Source organism: Spirillospora sp. NPDC049024 (assembly GCF_040649235.1).
In the GTDB taxonomy this organism is placed as follows: domain Bacteria; phylum Actinomycetota; class Actinomycetes; order Streptosporangiales; family Streptosporangiaceae; genus Spirillospora.
Map to the genome: position 1 here is coordinate 15,499 of NZ_JBEZFD010000018.1, position 14,479 is coordinate 29,977.

Annotated in this window: 13 protein-coding genes; 5 read left to right on the top strand and 8 right to left on the bottom strand. The window is 73.8% G+C overall.

Going from position 1 to position 14,479, the window contains the following annotated elements:
- Nucleotides 1-275: 275 nt before the first annotated feature.
- The gene (locus AB0C21_RS29385) at nt 276-1,190 is read left to right on the top strand and encodes an Lrp/AsnC family transcriptional regulator (protein WP_500208552.1); all 915 of its coding nucleotides are present in this window, start codon (nt 276-278) and stop codon (nt 1,188-1,190) included.
- 57 nt (nt 1,191-1,247) lie between these two features.
- Here AB0C21_RS29385 and AB0C21_RS29390 read toward each other — a convergent pair whose 3' ends face one another.
- From AB0C21_RS29390 to AB0C21_RS29410, 5 genes are all read right to left on the bottom strand, one after another.
- Nucleotides 1,248-2,843: a Na+/H+ antiporter gene (locus tag AB0C21_RS29390; RefSeq protein WP_500208553.1), complete on the bottom strand. Its 1,596-nt coding sequence runs from the start codon at nt 2,841-2,843 to the stop codon at nt 1,248-1,250.
- A gap of 86 nt (nt 2,844-2,929) precedes the next feature.
- Nucleotides 2,930-3,808, bottom strand: a complete 879-nt coding sequence (locus AB0C21_RS29395; RefSeq protein ID WP_149258774.1) for a LysR family transcriptional regulator — start codon at nt 3,806-3,808, stop codon at nt 2,930-2,932.
- 81 nt (nt 3,809-3,889) lie between these two features.
- Nucleotides 3,890-5,455 carry an MFS transporter gene (locus AB0C21_RS29400; protein WP_500208555.1) on the bottom strand — a complete coding sequence of 522 codons (1,566 nt, stop codon included), beginning with the start codon at nt 5,453-5,455 and terminating at the stop codon, nt 3,890-3,892.
- A complete protein-coding gene (locus AB0C21_RS29405) occupies nt 5,455-5,718 on the bottom strand; it encodes a ubiquitin carboxyl-terminal hydrolase 14 (RefSeq protein ID WP_149258772.1) in 264 nt (87 codons plus the stop codon). The genes AB0C21_RS29400 and AB0C21_RS29405 overlap by 1 nt, the downstream gene beginning before the upstream one ends.
- Before the next feature lie 32 nt (nt 5,719-5,750).
- Nucleotides 5,751-6,785 carry a GDP-mannose 4,6-dehydratase gene (locus AB0C21_RS29410; RefSeq protein WP_500208764.1) on the bottom strand — a complete coding sequence of 345 codons (1,035 nt, stop codon included), beginning with the start codon at nt 6,783-6,785 and terminating at the stop codon, nt 5,751-5,753.
- A gap of 179 nt (nt 6,786-6,964) precedes the next feature.
- On the opposite strand from AB0C21_RS29410, the gene folP reads away from it, so the two are divergent.
- Entirely contained in the window at nt 6,965-7,804 is an 840-nt protein-coding gene (gene folP, locus AB0C21_RS29415) for a dihydropteroate synthase (RefSeq protein ID WP_500208557.1), read from the top strand.
- A gap of 2 nt (nt 7,805-7,806) precedes the next feature.
- Here the strand turns inward: folP and AB0C21_RS29420 are convergent, their stop codons facing one another.
- Nucleotides 7,807-8,367, bottom strand: coding sequence for a CGNR zinc finger domain-containing protein (locus tag AB0C21_RS29420; protein WP_149258770.1), 561 nt, complete (start codon nt 8,365-8,367; stop codon nt 7,807-7,809).
- 214 nt (nt 8,368-8,581) lie between these two features.
- On the opposite strand from AB0C21_RS29420, the gene AB0C21_RS29425 reads away from it, so the two are divergent.
- On the top strand, nt 8,582-10,162 hold the full coding sequence (locus AB0C21_RS29425; RefSeq protein WP_500208558.1) for a Na+/H+ antiporter: 1,581 nt from the start codon (nt 8,582-8,584) through the stop codon (nt 10,160-10,162).
- A gap of 17 nt (nt 10,163-10,179) precedes the next feature.
- Here AB0C21_RS29425 and AB0C21_RS29430 read toward each other — a convergent pair whose 3' ends face one another.
- Together AB0C21_RS29430 and AB0C21_RS29435 are read right to left on the bottom strand one after the other, a co-directional pair.
- Nucleotides 10,180-10,752 (bottom strand): hypothetical protein, encoded by a 573-nt coding sequence (locus AB0C21_RS29430; protein WP_149258769.1) that lies wholly within the window; start codon nt 10,750-10,752, stop codon nt 10,180-10,182.
- 284 nt (nt 10,753-11,036) lie between these two features.
- Nucleotides 11,037-12,374, bottom strand: coding sequence for a pyridoxal phosphate-dependent aminotransferase (locus tag AB0C21_RS29435; RefSeq protein ID WP_500208559.1), 1,338 nt, complete (start codon nt 12,372-12,374; stop codon nt 11,037-11,039).
- Between the two features lie 144 nt (nt 12,375-12,518).
- On the opposite strand from AB0C21_RS29435, the gene AB0C21_RS29440 reads away from it, so the two are divergent.
- Nucleotides 12,519-13,445: a LysR family transcriptional regulator gene (locus AB0C21_RS29440; RefSeq protein WP_500208560.1), complete on the top strand. Its 927-nt coding sequence runs from the start codon at nt 12,519-12,521 to the stop codon at nt 13,443-13,445.
- Between the two features lie 277 nt (nt 13,446-13,722).
- The gene (locus AB0C21_RS29445) at nt 13,723-14,451 is read left to right on the top strand and encodes a VC0807 family protein (RefSeq protein WP_149258766.1); all 729 of its coding nucleotides are present in this window, start codon (nt 13,723-13,725) and stop codon (nt 14,449-14,451) included.
- The last annotated feature ends 28 nt before the right edge of the window (nt 14,452-14,479 follow it).

Sequence of the window (14,479 nt, forward strand, 5' to 3'; positions counted from 1 at the left end):
GGGCGGCGAGCACCGGAGCGGGGACGGCCGTCCGGCGCGCCCGCCGCCCCCGTCTCCGCCGCGCCGTGCGCGGTGCGGTCCCGGCAGCGTTGCGCTTTTGAACCGGTTTGTGCGGCATCCGAAACGTCGCCGCCCGGAACCGCTCACCGACGCTTTGACGGCCGCCGGGGCGGGCGAACACGAGCAAGATCAATATTTGACGTCATACCGTCCTGAAATGGAATGATCTTGCAGTTGCTGGCGAAACGATTCATCACATGTCGAGGAGGAGAGCCGTGCTGGATGCGGTCGACGCCGTGCTCGTCCGCGAGCTCCAGCGGGATGGCCGGGCGACGTTCCAGGCGCTGGCCGATCGCGTCGGGCTTTCCCGCACGGCGGTGCGGGCACGGGTGCAGCACCTTCTCGAAACGCAGGTCGTCCGCGTCGTCGGCATCGTGCACGCCGCCGTCGTCGGTGCGGAGGCGATCGGGCACGTGTCGGTCACCGTGGACGGGTCGGCGAGGGAGGTGGCCGAGAGCGTCGCCGAGCGCACCGCCGTCAGCTTCACCGCGCTGACCGCGGGCCCGTACGACCTGGTCGCGCAGGTGCGCACCCGCGACGACGCCGCGCTCGCCGCCGAGGTGGACCACATCAGGTCCGTCGCCGGCGTGCGCGCGGCCGAGGTGTTCCGGTCGGTGGCCACCGTGCGCGACACGCACGCGGTGGTGCGCGAGCTCGGCGAGGTCACCCTCGACGACATCGACTGGCGGCTGCTGCACGAGCTGCAGCGCGACGGGCGCGCGCCCTACACCCGGCTCGCGCACGTGATCGGCCTCTCGCAGGCCGCCACCCGGGCCCGGGTGGTCAGGCTCATGCGCACGGGCGTCATCCAGGTGACCGGGCTGGCCGACCCGCTGGCGCTCGGAGCCGCCGAGCTCGGCGGGTTCGGGCTGGTGGTGACGGGCGGGCTGCGCAAGATCGCCGAGGCGGTCGCCGCCCAGGACGGCGTCCGCTACCTGGCGACCGGCTTCGGCCGCTACGACATCGTCGGGCAGGTCGAAGCGGCCTCCCGGGCCGAGCTGGTGGCCGTGTTCGACGCCATCCGGTCGGTGTCCGGGGTGACGGTGCGGGAGTCCTGGCACCACCTCGACGTGGTGAAGGAGTCCTACGCCGTCCAGCTGCCCGAGCAGCCCCTCAACGGGGCGGTCTGACCGGAACCGGCGCCTCGGCCACGGCGCGACCGTGGCCGGGGCAGCGTCCCGCTCCCGCTAGTCGCGGCTGAGCGCGACCTCCTCCAGGTCCAGCTCCCACATGACGCTGGCCAGCACCTCGTCGTCGATGCGGCGCTCGTCCCGCATCCGGACGAAGACCCGGCGCTCGGCCATCAGCATCTCGCGCCGCAGCCGCCGGTACGTGGCCGTCGGCACCTCCTCGCCCTCCGGCCCCGTCCCGCCCCCGAGCCGCTCCCAGGCGCGCAGCTGCCGGTGCTCGGCGAGCCGGCGGAGCCGCTCCACCACCGACGGGTCGAGCCGCTCCTCGGCGTCCAGCTCCTCCAGGCGCTCCAGGGCGGCCTGCGCGGCCGCGTGCTGGGCGCCCGCGAGGGCGACGGTGTCGGCGTAGCGCTCCCGGTCCCCGCCGATCCGGAGCGCGCGGATCAGCGCCGGGAACGTCAGCCCCTGCACCAGCAGCGTCCCGAGGACGGTCGTGAACGTCAGGAAGAGGATCAGATCGCGTCCGGGGAACGGCCTGCCGCCCGAGATCAGGAACGGGACGGCGAACGCGGCGGCGAGCGAGACCACCCCCCGCATCCCCGCCCACGAGATCACGACCAGGCCGCGCCAGCCCAGGTTCGGCAGCTCCCGCTCCCGCCGCGACAGCAGCCGCGGGAGCTGCGAGGCGGGGAACACCCACGCGAACCGGGCCGCGACCGTGACGGCGAACACCGCGATCGCCCACCAGGCCAGCTGCTGCCAGCTCCGCCCGGACAGCGCGTTGACGACCGGCGGGAGCTGGAGGCCGATCAGCAGGAAGACCACCGACTCCAGGACGAAGACCATGACCTTCCAGAACGAGTGCCCGATCAGCCTGGTCACCGCCGCGGACTGGGTCTCCCGGTTGCCGAGGTACAGCCCGCTGACCACCACGGCGATCACCCCGGAGGCGTGCACGCTCTCGGCGAGGAGGTAGCCGGCGAACGGCGCCACCAGCGCGACGCCGTTCTCCACCAGCGGGTCGTTCAGCCGGGTCCGCAGCCAGTGCAGCGGCGGACCGAGCAGCAGCCCGACCGCCGCGCCCACGACGGCGGCGAACAGGAAGCGCCCGACGCCCTCCGCGAGCGTGAACCCGGCGCCCGTCGCCGCGATCAGCGCCACCCGGAACGCGGTCAGCGCCGTCGCGTCGTTGAACAGGCTCTCGCCCACCAGGACGGTCACCGTCCGCCGGGGCAGGCCGAGGCGCTGCGCGATGCTCACCGCCGCGACCGCGTCCGGCGGCGCCACGATCGCGCCGAGCACGAACGCCGCCGCCAGCGGCAGGTCGGGGACGAGCAGCGACGCCGCGTACCCCACGGCGAACGTGGTGAACAGCACGAGGCCGACCGACAGCAGGCCGATGGACCAGACGTTCTCGCGCATGTTCGTGAACGAGCTGTTCCAGGCCGCCGAGAACAGCAGCGGCGGCAGGAACACGAACAGGACGAACTCCGGGTCGAGTTCGAACTCCGGAACGCCCGGGACGAAGGAGAGGCCGAGTCCGGCGATCACCAGGACCAGCGGTGCCGAGAGCCCGATCCGCCGGGCCCCCGCGGCCACCATCAGGGCGCTGACCGGTACGGCCAGCAGCCAGAGCGCGTGCGTCGTATCCACCCGCCGAATCATGGCATGTCCGGGCCGGTCCGGCGCCGGGCGGCGGGCTCCGGCCGGAGGGGCGGGGGGAGCGCTCGGGGGAGCGGTCAGCGGGCGGGGTGGTCGCGGGGCGCCTCCTTGGCGAAGGCGAGGAAGTCGCGGGCGGCGGGAGGCAGCCGGCGGTGCGCGTGCACGAGCCCGATCATGCGGGTGAGCGGCGGCATGAACGACCGGACCGTCACCCCTTCGGTGTCGTCGATCTGGTTCCGGTACCAGAGTAAGGAGCCCCGTCCGGCGCGGACCCAGCCGAGCCAGGCGCCGCGCTCGTCCGACTCCACCGCGGCGACCGGCCGCGCGCCGATCCGCCGCAGCATCGTGTCGATCTCGGCCCGGCGGGCTCCGCCGCGGGCGGGCAGCACGAGCCGCATGCCGTCCAGCGCGGCCGGCGGCACCGGTTCGCGGACCTTCAGCGCGGGCGGGGAGATCAGCACCACCTCGCGCTGCTCGAACGGGTGCGCGGTCATGTCGCCGGGGACGGGCAGGTCGGTCAGCGCCAGGTCGGCGCGGCCCGTCCGCAGCGCCGCCGCGATCTGGTCGCGGTCCGCGCAGCGGACCACCCGGACCCGCACGGCCGGCTGGTTCCGGGCGAAGCGCGGGATGAGGCCCCCGGTCAGCTCCGGCTCCAGCGACGCGGTGACCGCGATCCGCAGCTCCGCGCCGCGCCCGTCGGCCCGGTTGACCGCCAGCCCCTCGATCGCGTCGACGGCGCCCAGCGCGACCCTGGCCTGCCGGACGACCTGCTCGCCGGCGGGGGTGAGGACGACGCCCCGGCCGGACCGCGCGAACAGCTCCAGGCCGAGCTCGCGCTCCAGCTCGCGGACGGCCCGCGACAGCGCGGGCTGGGCCACGTAGAGGGCTTGGGCCGCCGACGTCATCGTGCCGTGGTCGGCGGTCGCCACGACATAGCGCAGCTGCCGCAGATTCATGCACCGACCGTATGCCAACGAACCGCTCCGGTCCTGGACATAGCCGGATCCGGACCGGGAATCAGCGGACCGGTGCGGCGGTCAGGTCCTGGTCTCGGGGGCCGCCCCGCCGGCGCGCTCGGCCGGGACGGTCTCCGGCTCGGGCTGCAGCTGCGGCGCGCCGACCCCGCACTGGCGCGGGCATTCCGGCTCGACCGGTTCGCCGGACGGCGTCCGCAGCGCGTCACTGCCGACCGTGAGGAAGGACAGCACCGCTCCGGCCGCCAGGAGCGCGGCGCACGTGATCATCGCCAGGCGGAACCCGTGCGAGAAGGTGACCGGGTTGGTGTAGGCGTCGCCCGTCAGCCCCGTCAGCGGCGGGATCGCCGCCACCGCGAGCAGCCCGGCGGCCCGCGCCACGGCGTTGTTGACGCCGCTGGCCACGCCCGCGTGGCGGACGTCGGCGGTGGCGAGGACGGTGGCGGTGAGCGGCGCGACCACCGCCGCGAGGCCCAGCCCGAACACCACCACGGCCGGCAGGACGTCCCGGACGTAGGAGGCGCCCGCGCCGATCCGGCCCACCAGGAGCATCCCGAGGGCCGCCACCAGCAGCCCCGCGGTCATCGGCAGCCGCGGGCCGATCTTCTGCGCGAGGGCGCCCGCGCGCGCGGACAGCAGCAGCATCAGCACCGTGACCGGCAGCAGCGCCGTCCCGGCCGCGATGGGCGAGAACCCGCCGACGACCTGGAGGTTCAGCACGAACAGGAAGAACAACACGCCCATCCCGCCGTACATGATGAACGTGACGACGTTGACGGCCGAGAACTGCCGCGAGGCGAACACGTCCAGCGGCAGCATCGGCTGGGGCGCCTCCCGGCGCGCCCGCCCGGCCGGCAGCCGCCGCCCGCCGCGCAGCCGTTCGACCAGCACGAACGCGACGGCCGCGGCCAGCCCCGCGATCGCGGCGGTGGCGATCACGGGCGGAGGCGCGCCCCCGCCCGGCGCCTCGGTCAGCGCGTACGTCGTCCCCGCCAGGGCCCCCGCCGCCAAGGCCGCGCCGAGCACGTCGAAGCGCCCGCGGGCCTCCGGGTCGACGCTCTCCGGGACGTGCCGGACCGCGACCAGCACCACGACCGCGGCGAGCGGCACGTTCAGCAGGAACACCCACCGCCATCCCGCCGCCTCGACCAGCCAGCCGCCCACGAACGGGCCGACCGCGCCCGCGACGCCGGCGAGGCCCGACCAGGCGCCGACCGCGCGCGGGCGGTCGTCGGCCGTGAACGACGCCTGGATGATCGCCAGCGACCCGGGGGTGAGCAGCGCCCCGCCCACGCCCTGCAGCGCCCGCGCCACGATCAGCGTCCCGATGTCCGGCGCCGCGCCGCACAGCACCGAGGCGACCGCGAACCACACCACGCCGACGAGGAAGACCCGGCGGCGCCCGAACCGGTCCCCGAGGGAGCCGCCGAGCAGGATGAACCCCGCGAGCGTGAGCGTGTAGGCGTTCACCGTCCACTGCAGGCCGGCCATGTCGGCGTTCAGGTCGCGGGCCAGCCTCGGCAGCGCCACGTTCACGACGGTGGCGTCGAGCATCGCCACGCTCGACCCGAGCACCGTCGCCAGCAGGATCCAGCGTCCGGGGCCGGTGCCCAGCCGGACGTCGGGCATCAGACGATCAGTTCGTCGACGAAGCACCACCGCCAGTCCTCGCCCGGCTCGAACGACCGGACGATGGGGTGCCCCTCCTTCTCGAAGTGCGCGGTGGCGTGCCGCCTGGGGGAGGAGTCGCAGCATCCGACGTGCCCGCAGCTCAGGCAGAGCCGGAGGTGGACCCAGCGTGTGCCCTCCCGGAGGCAGTCCTCGCACCCCTGCGGGGTGTTCGGGGAGGGGTCCTCCGCCGCGAGGGACTGCACGTGCTCACATGTGGCCATACCTGAATCGTGCCACGCCCGCGGTCACCGCATCACCAGTGGTCGGGGCTGAACGGCTCGTCCTCGGGACGCGCCGACCGCGACAGCAGCCTCAGGTCCGACTCGACCATCATGGTCACCAGCCCCTCGAAGGTCACCTCGGGCTCCCAGCCGAGCTGCTCGCGGGCCTTCTTCGGGTCGGCGCACAGCAGGTCGACCTCGGCCGGGCGCGTGTACCTGGCGTCCAGGACGACGTGGTCCTCCCAGTTCAGGCCCGCGGTGCGGAACGCGAACTCCACCAGCTCCCGCACCGACTGGGTATGGCCCGTCCCGATGACGTAGTCCTCGGGGGAGTCCTGGGCCAGCATCATGCGCATCGCGCGGGCGTAGTCGCCCGCGTAGCCCCAGTCGCGCCGGGCGTCGAGGTTGCCGAGGCGCAGCTCGGTGGCCAGCCCCAGCTTGATGCGGGCGGCGCCCAGCGACACCTTCCGCGTCACGAACTCGGCGCCCCGGCGCGGCGACTCGTGGTTGAACAGGATCCCGCTCACCGCGAACATCCCGTAGGACTCGCGGTAGTTCTGCGTGATGTAGTGCCCGTAGCTTTTCGCCACCCCGTACGGGCTGCGCGGGTGGAACGGGGTCTTCTCGTTCTGCGGCGTCTCGCGGACCATGCCGAACATCTCCGAGGACGACGCCTGGTAGAAGCGGATCTGCTCGCCGCCCGGCGTACGGGAGGTGCTGATCCCCGACACCACCCGGATCGCCTCCAGCATGCGGAGCACACCCATCCCGGTGACCTCGGCGGTCAGCTCGGCCTGCTGCCACGACATCGGCACGTAGGAGATCGCGCCGAGGTTGTAGACCTCGTCGGGCTGCACCCGCTCCACCGCCGAGATCAGGCTGCCCTGATCCAGCAGGTCCCCGGTGGTGATCTGCACGTCGCCGATGTGCTTGCGCAGCCGCGACACATGGGGGTTCGCCTGCCCCCGCACCAGGCCCCAGACCTCGTATCCCAGCTCAAGCAGATGCTCGGCCAGATACGAGCCGTCCTGTCCGGTGATGCCGGTGATGAGTGCTCGCCTGGACAGCGGATCCTCCATGGCTGAAATAGGTCCGACGCGGGCCCACCACGGGTGCAAACCCGCAACGAGCGTGACTTATGAGGTTACCGACCAGGCCGTGTCCATGACGAGGGAGGGCACGGTTTGAACCGAATTCCCTTCTGGTTCGCCCGCCGGGCCGCCGGTGTGCCACCGTGAGATCCATCATGAGGTCACCGGACGCACCGCCGCTGCGGCTGAACGGGCGCGACATCGGCCCCCACGCGATCATGGCCGTGGTGAACCGCACACCCGACTCGTTCTTCGACCGGGGCGCCACCTACGGTTTCGACGCTGCCCTCGCCGCCGTCGGCCGGGCCGTGGAGGCCGGCGCCGACATCGTCGACATCGGCGGCGTGAAGGCCGGCCCCGGCCAGGAGGTCGGCGTCGACGAGGAGCTGCGCCGCGTCGTCGGCCTGGTCGCGGCCGTCCGCGAGCGGTACCCCCGCGTCGTGATCAGCGTGGACACCTGGCGCGCCGAGGTCGGCGAGGAGGTGGCGCGGGCCGGCGCCGACCTGCTGAACGACACCTGGGGCGGGCCCGACCCCCGGCTCGCCGAGGTCGCCGCCGCGCACGGCATCGGGCTCGTCTGCTCCCACGCCGGCGCGCTCGCGCCCCGCACCCGCCCCCACCGGATCGGCTATGACGACGTCGTGGCGGACGTCATCGGGCACGTGACCGCCGAGGCCGAGCGCGCCGCGTCCCTCGGGGTGCGCCGCGACGCGATCCTCATCGACCCCGCCCACGACTTCGGCAAGAACACCCGCCAGTCACTGGAGATCACCCGCCGGCTCGGCGAGCTGAGCGCCACCGGCTGGCCGGTCCTGGTCGCGGTGTCCAACAAGGACTTCATCGGCGAGACGCTCGGCCGCCCCGTCGACAAGCGCGGCGTCGGCACCATGGCCGTCCTCGCGGTCTCCGCCCTCCTCGGCGCCCGCGTCTTCCGCGTCCACGACGTCCCCGCCGCCCGCCGCGCCCTGACCCAGGTCGCCCACCTCGCCGGCTGAGATCAACTCGGAGCGGCTTCGCGTTGGCGGGCTCGGTAGGCGGCCACGTGCATGCGGTTGCCGCAGGTGCGGCTGTCGCAGTAGCGGCGGCAGCGGTTGCGGGACAGGTCGACCAGGACCCGTGAGCAGTCCGGCGCCTCGCAGGTGCGGAGCCGGTCGAGCTCGCCGGCCGCCACCACGTAGGCCAGCGCCATGCCGCAGTCGGCGGCCAGGTGCTCGCCGAGGGGCGCGCCCGGCGCGAAGAAGTGCACGTGCCAGTCGTAGCCGTCGTGGTCGGTCAGGTGCGGGGTGGTGCGGACCTCGCCGACGATCTCGTTGATCCGCTGCACGGCGGACGGGACGTCCCCGGCGCGGAACACCGAGTGGAAGCGGGTGCGCAGCTCCAGCACGCGGTCGAGGTCGGCCGCGGTGAGCTCGCCCACGTCGCTGAACGCGTTGCGGTCCACGAACTCGCGCAGGCCGGGCAGCCCGCCGAGCTCCTCCGCGCCGGAGGCCGCCGCGCTCGTGTTGATGAGGTCGACGACGACGGCGAGCGCGTGCTCGGTGTCATGAGTGAAGATCACGATGACTCCAGTCTCGGGGGACCCGGGCGGTCGGGTGCCCGGCGGCGTCGCCGGGGCCGGAACGCGGCCCGTGGCCCCCACCATATGACGGAGACCGCGCACGTCGACGCCCACCCCGCCAGGACGCGCTGGCGTCCACGGGGCCCGTATCCAGGCGGAACGTTCCAACCGCGGCGGGCCGCCGCGACTACCCGGCGGCATTCCGGCAAGGAGCATGGCCGTGGAGGAGGACCGGCTGTTCATCGTCTTCTTGGCCGTCGCCGTCGTCGTGCTGCTCGCCCGCGGGCTGGCCGGCCGGCTGCGCGTGCCGGACGCGATCGTGCTCGTCCTGCTCGGCATGGCGGCCGGGTTCGTGCCGGCCCTGCCCGCGGTGGTCGTCCCGCCCGAGGTGGTGCTGCTCGGGTTCCTCCCGCCGCTGCTCTACCACGCGGCGTTCTTCACCGCCCCGCGCGAGGCCCGCGCCGACGCCGTGCCCATCGTCACCCTGGCGTTCGGCCTGACCACCGTCACGACGGTCGCGGTGGCCGCGACGCTGCACGCCCTGCTGCCGGACGTCGGCTGGGCCGCCGCGCTGGCGTTCGGCGCGGCCGTGTCGCCCACCGACCCGGTGGCGGCGACGGCGGTGATGCAGCGGCTCGGCGCGCCGCCCCGGATGGTCACGATCCTGGAGGGCGAGAGCCTGATCAACGACGGCGCCGCGCTGACGATCTTCGGCCTGGCGGTCGAGGCGCTCGGCACCGGTTTCACCGTCGCGCACGGCGCGGCCCGGGTGGCCCAGATCGTGCTCGGCGGCGTGGCCTACGGCCTGGTCGTCGGCATCGTCGTCCGCCGGATCCGGCGATGGATCAGCGACCCCGTCAGCCAGATCATCGTGTCCCTCATCACGCCCTACGTGGCGTTCATCCCCGCGGACCGCCTCGGCGCCTCCGGCGTGCTCGCGACCGTCGTCGCGGGGTTCTCCATCGGCACCCGCGGGGAGGGGTTCCTGCAGCCCGCCTCGCGGCTGGCCGGCTCGACGTTCTGGCGGATCCTCACGTTCTTGCTGGAGTCGGCGCTGTTCGTCCTGCTCGGCCTGGAGATCCGGGAGATCGTGCGCGAGCCGGGCGGCCGGACCTGGGGGACGGTGGCGGCGGTCGCGCTCGCGGTGTCGGTCGTGGCGATCGGCGCCCGGCTGCTGTGGCAGCTCGGCAACGCGCCGCTCGCCCGGCTCGTGCCCGGCGGCCGGCGCAGCCAGGCCGGCATCGGCATGCGGCAGCGGCTCGTCATCGGCCTCGCCGGCATGCGCGGCGCGATCTCGATGGCCATCGCGCTGTCGCTGCCCATCGGACTCGGGGCCGAGCGCGGGCTGCTGGTCCTGCTCGCCGCGCTCGTGGTGCTGGTCACACTGGTCGGGCAGGCGCCGCTTCTCCCGGTACTGCTGCGCCGCCTCGGGCTGGTCGAGCCGGAGCGGCGGCGGGCCGAGTCGATGCTCGCCCGCAAGGCGGGCCTCCAGGCGGCCCTGGCCCGGCTGGACGAGCTCGTCCAGGAGCAGGAGGTCGACGACCGGACGGCCGAGGCGTTCCGGCAGATGCTGGAACTGCGGCTCGAACGCGTGCGGTACTTCCTGGACCGGGAGGGCGGCGAGGAGCGGCGCCCGCCGGACAGTCGCCGCGTCCGCACCGAACTCGTCAGGGCGCAGCGCGCGAGGCTCCAGGCGCTCTACCGCAAGGGCAGGATCGGCGGCGAGACGCTCCGCGAGATCGGGCGGGAGCTCGACTTCGAGGACCCCTTGGCCGCGGACAAGCCGCCCTCCTGACCTGGCTCCCGCCGGTGTCAGCGCTCGTAGTGCGGGTCGGCGACGACCGGGTAGTAGGCGTCGGTGTGCTGGATGCGCATCGTGACCGCCGAGCCCTCCAGCGTGTAGTCGGCCTTCACCTGGCGGAACATCGAGTCGCTCGCCCACGGGTTGTAGAGCCGGCCCACCGTGGCGCCGTACCGCAGGTGCACGACGTCGTAGCCGCCGGACGGCATCGACTCCAGCGCGAGCCCGTCGGCCAGGGAGACGGCGAACCGGAACTCCGTGGGCGCGTCGGGGCCGTGGATCACCGTGAGCAGCCGCACGCCGCCCGCCGTCGTCTGCGCGACGATGTCGGTGTCGACGTCCACGCCGACGAACACCCGCAGGCTCGGGCGCAGCACCTGGGCGACCGTGTCGGCCGCCGCGACGTCGATGCCGAGGTGGATGCGCTGCCCGTCCCTGGTCGGGACCCACACCCCGTCACGGGCGCGCTGCCCCCAGGCGACGTCGGGATTCTCCATCTCCTGGGGCTCGTTCTTGCCCCGCGCGACCAGAATCCTGGAAGCGGCGCTCATCGCCGCGGCAGCCCCGTCCCGTGCATGCCTCATGGCGGGCCCCCTCGCCTTCTTCCATAACCGCGTGACTTCGCGCTCGTCCTGGGTTTACCACGGGCGGGAGCTGACAGGACTCCTGATGGCCTGTTGCTGGTCGATTCGCGACGTTCGCCCCGTGCGTCGTTGGACCTTACACCACGCTTATACGCGCCGGTCGGGCCGGACGCACATCCTTTGACCGGCTGGTTCCGGCCCCGTGACGGTGCGCTCTCGGAGGCTCACGCAGGGGGTCCGCGGACCGTCCCGTCACCGGGCGGCCCGCGGACCCCTGTCCCCCCTCAGGCGAGAGCCGGCGCCCCCGCCGGGACGCCCGCGGAGAGGTCGTCGAGCACCTCGCTGAGCCGGTCCAGAGCGCTCGCGATCCACGGCAGGGAGGCCGGGGAGGGCGAGGCCAGGGCGGCCAGGCGCTGCTCGTCGTCCTCCCCGTAAAGAAGGCTTGGTGCGACCCGCATGCGCAGCGCCGTCGGGGCGTCCCCGAAGGAGCTGCCCGGCAGGACGCCCACTCCGTAGCGCTCCAGGAGGAGGTGGGTGAGCTCGGCGCCCGTGCGGATGCCGTGGTCGGCCTCCAGCGCGTCGCGCATCGGGCCGAAGTCGGGGTAGACGTAGAAGGCCGCTTCCGGACGCGTGACCCGCGCTCCGGCCGCGGCGAACCGGTCGGCCACCGCGCCGGTGACCGCGGCGTGCAGGCGCCTGCTGCGGTCGACGTGCTCGACCAGTTCGGGAGGCTCGGCGAACGCGAACGCGGCGGCGTGCTGCATGGGGGCCGGGGCGCTGGACCAGATCTCGCTGGCCACCCCGAGCAGGCTGTCGCGCAGCGCCCGGCCGAACGGCCCGTCCGGCAGCCGCGCCACCCCGATCCGCCAGCCGCCGGCCGCCAGGCTCTTGCTCAGCGCCGTCGTCACGACGGTCCGCTCGGGCGCGTACCGCGCAGGGCTCGGCACCGCCGCACCAGGCGCGTGCACGAGGTCGCGGTAGATCTCGTCGGAGATGACGACCAGGTCCTGCTCGCGCGCGACCGCGCACAGCCGCCGGACGGTGGCCTCGGACGCGATGGTCCCCGTCGGGTTGTCCGGCAGCGTCACCACGACGGCGCGCACGTCGCGGCCCCGGGCGCGGGCCCGCACCACCGCGTCGGCCAGCAGGGCGGGGCTCGGGACGCCGCCCTCGCCCGGCGGGGTCGCGACGCGGATCGGGTCCAGGCCCGCCAGCGACGCCTGCGCCGCGTAGCTCACCCAGCTCGGGGCGGCCACGACGACGTCGCCGCCCAGCGCGGTCAGCAGGGCGAACAGCAGCGGCTTGCTGCCGGGGCCCGCGACGACCGCGCCCGGATCGGTGGGCAGCCCGTGCCGGGCCCAGTACCCGGCCGCGGCGGCGCGCAGCGCGGCGGTCCCGGCGACCGGCCCGTAGCCGCCCCGGCCGGCGGCCGCGCCGAGCTCGCGGGTCAGGGCGGGATGTATCGGGATCCCGGCCTCCCCGAAACCGAGGGGGAGCACGCGTTCGCCCCGTCTGCGCTTGCGGGCTATGGCCTCGTTGACCGCGAGCGTCGCCGAGAGAGGGACCGGGCGCGGCTCGAACGACAGCGGCCGGACGGCTGCGGACTGGTTATGGGCAGGCATGAAGGCTCCAAAAGGGCATGGCTGTTCCACGGTGGGTGACCGTGGAATCCCCGTCTGTGCGACCCGGCCGGGTTCGACTAACTCTTGCCCGCATTTAGCATCATTACAAGCGAGTCTCACCGATGGTGACCGTAAGATGGGCTGATGCTCGAACTGCGCCGCTTGCGGTTGCTCGCCGAATTCGCCCGCCGCGGCAGCATCGCGGCCACCGCCGCGGCCCTCGGGTACACGCCCTCGGCGGTGTCCCAGCAGCTGGCGGCCCTCGAGCGGGAGGCCCGCGTGCCGCTGCTGGACCGCACGGCCCGCAGCGCGGAGCTGACCGACGCCGGGCGCCGGCTCGCCGAGCGCGCCGAGGAGATCCTCGCCCTCGTGGAGACGGCCGAGGCCGAGCTGTCCGCCCAGGCCGGCGCGCCCACGGGACGGGTCGTGGTCACCGCGTTCCCGACCGCGGCCGTCGCGTTCGCCCCCGCGCTGGCGCACAGCCTCGGCGACCATCCCGGCCTCACGTTCGTGCTGCGGCAGACCGCGCCCGGCGCCGGGATCCGCCAGGTGCAGAACGGGGAGGTCGACATCGCCCTCATCGACGACTGGACGGGCAAGGTCCCCGACCAGTCGCCCGCCGCGCTGGAGTTCTTCCACCTGCGCCGCGACCCCCTCGTCCTGGTCGTCCCGGACACCCACCCCATGTCCCGGCCGGACCGGCCGGTCGACCTGCAGCAGCTGCGGGAGGAGCCCTGGATGGCGGCGCCGCCGGGGGAGCCGTCGCGGCAGGCCGTCGAGCGGCTCCTCGACACCGTCGGCGGCGCCCGGCCCGTACCGTGGGAGTTCGAAGGCCTCCACACGATCCTGAGCCTCGTGGCCCGCGGTATCGGCATCACCGCGGTGCCGGCGCTGGCGCTCGCGGCGGGCGACCAGGGCGTGGCGGTCCGGCGCATCCCCGAGTGCACGCTGGCCCGCGAGGTCTACGCCGTGACCCGCACCGCCAGCGTGCGCAGGCCCTCGGTGGCGGTCACGCTGCGGGCGATCTACGCGGCCGCCAGGGACGTGCAGCCGACCGCGCCCGAGTCCTGAGAAGCCTTTGGCGATACCCGTAAGAAATCCCTCGTGACGTCTCCGGAAACTCGGAAATAAGCCGGGTGGGACCTGGTCCGACGTGGCCGGATCCGGCCGTGATTCGCACCACAGGGGCCCCGGAGCCGAACTAAGGAGGAAGGGAAGCAAGGTACGAATCCGTTGAAACAGGACGGACGTGCCCGGATCTTCACGTACGGTGGGGCGAATCGTGAGCACATCCGAGTCCATGTACACCGACCGGGGAGCACAACGCTCGATGGAAGGACCGGCGACCATGACCGCGGAACCGCCAGGGCTGGTGCGGGCGCCCAAGCCGCAGGACGGCCAGGGGCACGCGGGCGGCCACCACATCTTCGAACTGCCGCGGGTGACCGCGCTGCTGATGCACGCGCTCCCGCGCTTCATCGAGGGCGTCATCGCCCCTGTCGCGGTCTTCTACGCCGCGCTCATGCTCCTCGGCCTCAACGGCGCGCTCATCGCCGCCGTCGCCTGGGTGTACGGAGGGATCGTCTACCGGTACGTGCGCGGGCACCCGGTGTCGGGGATGCTGATGCTCGCCGCGGTCGGCGTGACCGTGCGCGCGGGCCTCGCCGCCGCCACGCACAGTGCGGTCATCTACTTCCTCCAGCCGACCCTCGGCACGCTCGCGGTCAGCATGGCCTTCCTCGCCTCGGTGCCGCTCCGGCGGCCGCTCGCGATGAAACTCGCCAAGGACATGGCGCCGATCCCCGACGCCTTCTACAAGCACGAGCGGGTCCACCGGTTCTTCCTGCGCATCTCGCTGCTGTGGTCGGGCGTGCTGCTCACGAACGCGGCCGTCAGCCTCTGGATGCTCTTCAACGAGTCGATCGGCATGTACCTGTGGATCCGCACCGGCATCGTCGCGGGACTGGGCGCGATCGGCATCGCGGTCTCCGTCTGGGGCTTCAAGCGGCTGGTCCGCCGCCTCAACGGCGAGCCCCCGCCGGCGCCCCTCGCGATCGCCCCCGCGGTCGGCGCCTGACCGGTCCCCGCTCCCGGCTTGACCGGGC

Coding starts and splice junctions, on each gene's coding strand:
- AB0C21_RS29395 (WP_149258774.1), bottom strand. CDS start 3,808: ATGAATCTGCGGCAGCTGCGCTATGTCGTGGCGACCGCCGACCACGGC.
- AB0C21_RS29400 (WP_500208555.1), bottom strand. CDS start 5,455: ATGCCCGACGTCCGGCTGGGCACCGGCCCCGGACGCTGGATCCTGCTG.
- AB0C21_RS29405 (WP_149258772.1), bottom strand. CDS start 5,718: ATGGCCACATGTGAGCACGTGCAGTCCCTCGCGGCGGAGGACCCCTCC.
- folP (WP_500208557.1), top strand. CDS start 6,965: ATGAGGTCACCGGACGCACCGCCGCTGCGGCTGAACGGGCGCGACATC.
- AB0C21_RS29425 (WP_500208558.1), top strand. CDS start 8,582: ATGGCCGTGGAGGAGGACCGGCTGTTCATCGTCTTCTTGGCCGTCGCC.
- AB0C21_RS29430 (WP_149258769.1), bottom strand. CDS start 10,752: ATGAGGCATGCACGGGACGGGGCTGCCGCGGCGATGAGCGCCGCTTCC.
- AB0C21_RS29435 (WP_500208559.1), bottom strand. CDS start 12,374: ATGCCTGCCCATAACCAGTCCGCAGCCGTCCGGCCGCTGTCGTTCGAG.
- AB0C21_RS29440 (WP_500208560.1), top strand. CDS start 12,519: ATGCTCGAACTGCGCCGCTTGCGGTTGCTCGCCGAATTCGCCCGCCGC.
- AB0C21_RS29445 (WP_149258766.1), top strand. CDS start 13,723: ATGACCGCGGAACCGCCAGGGCTGGTGCGGGCGCCCAAGCCGCAGGAC.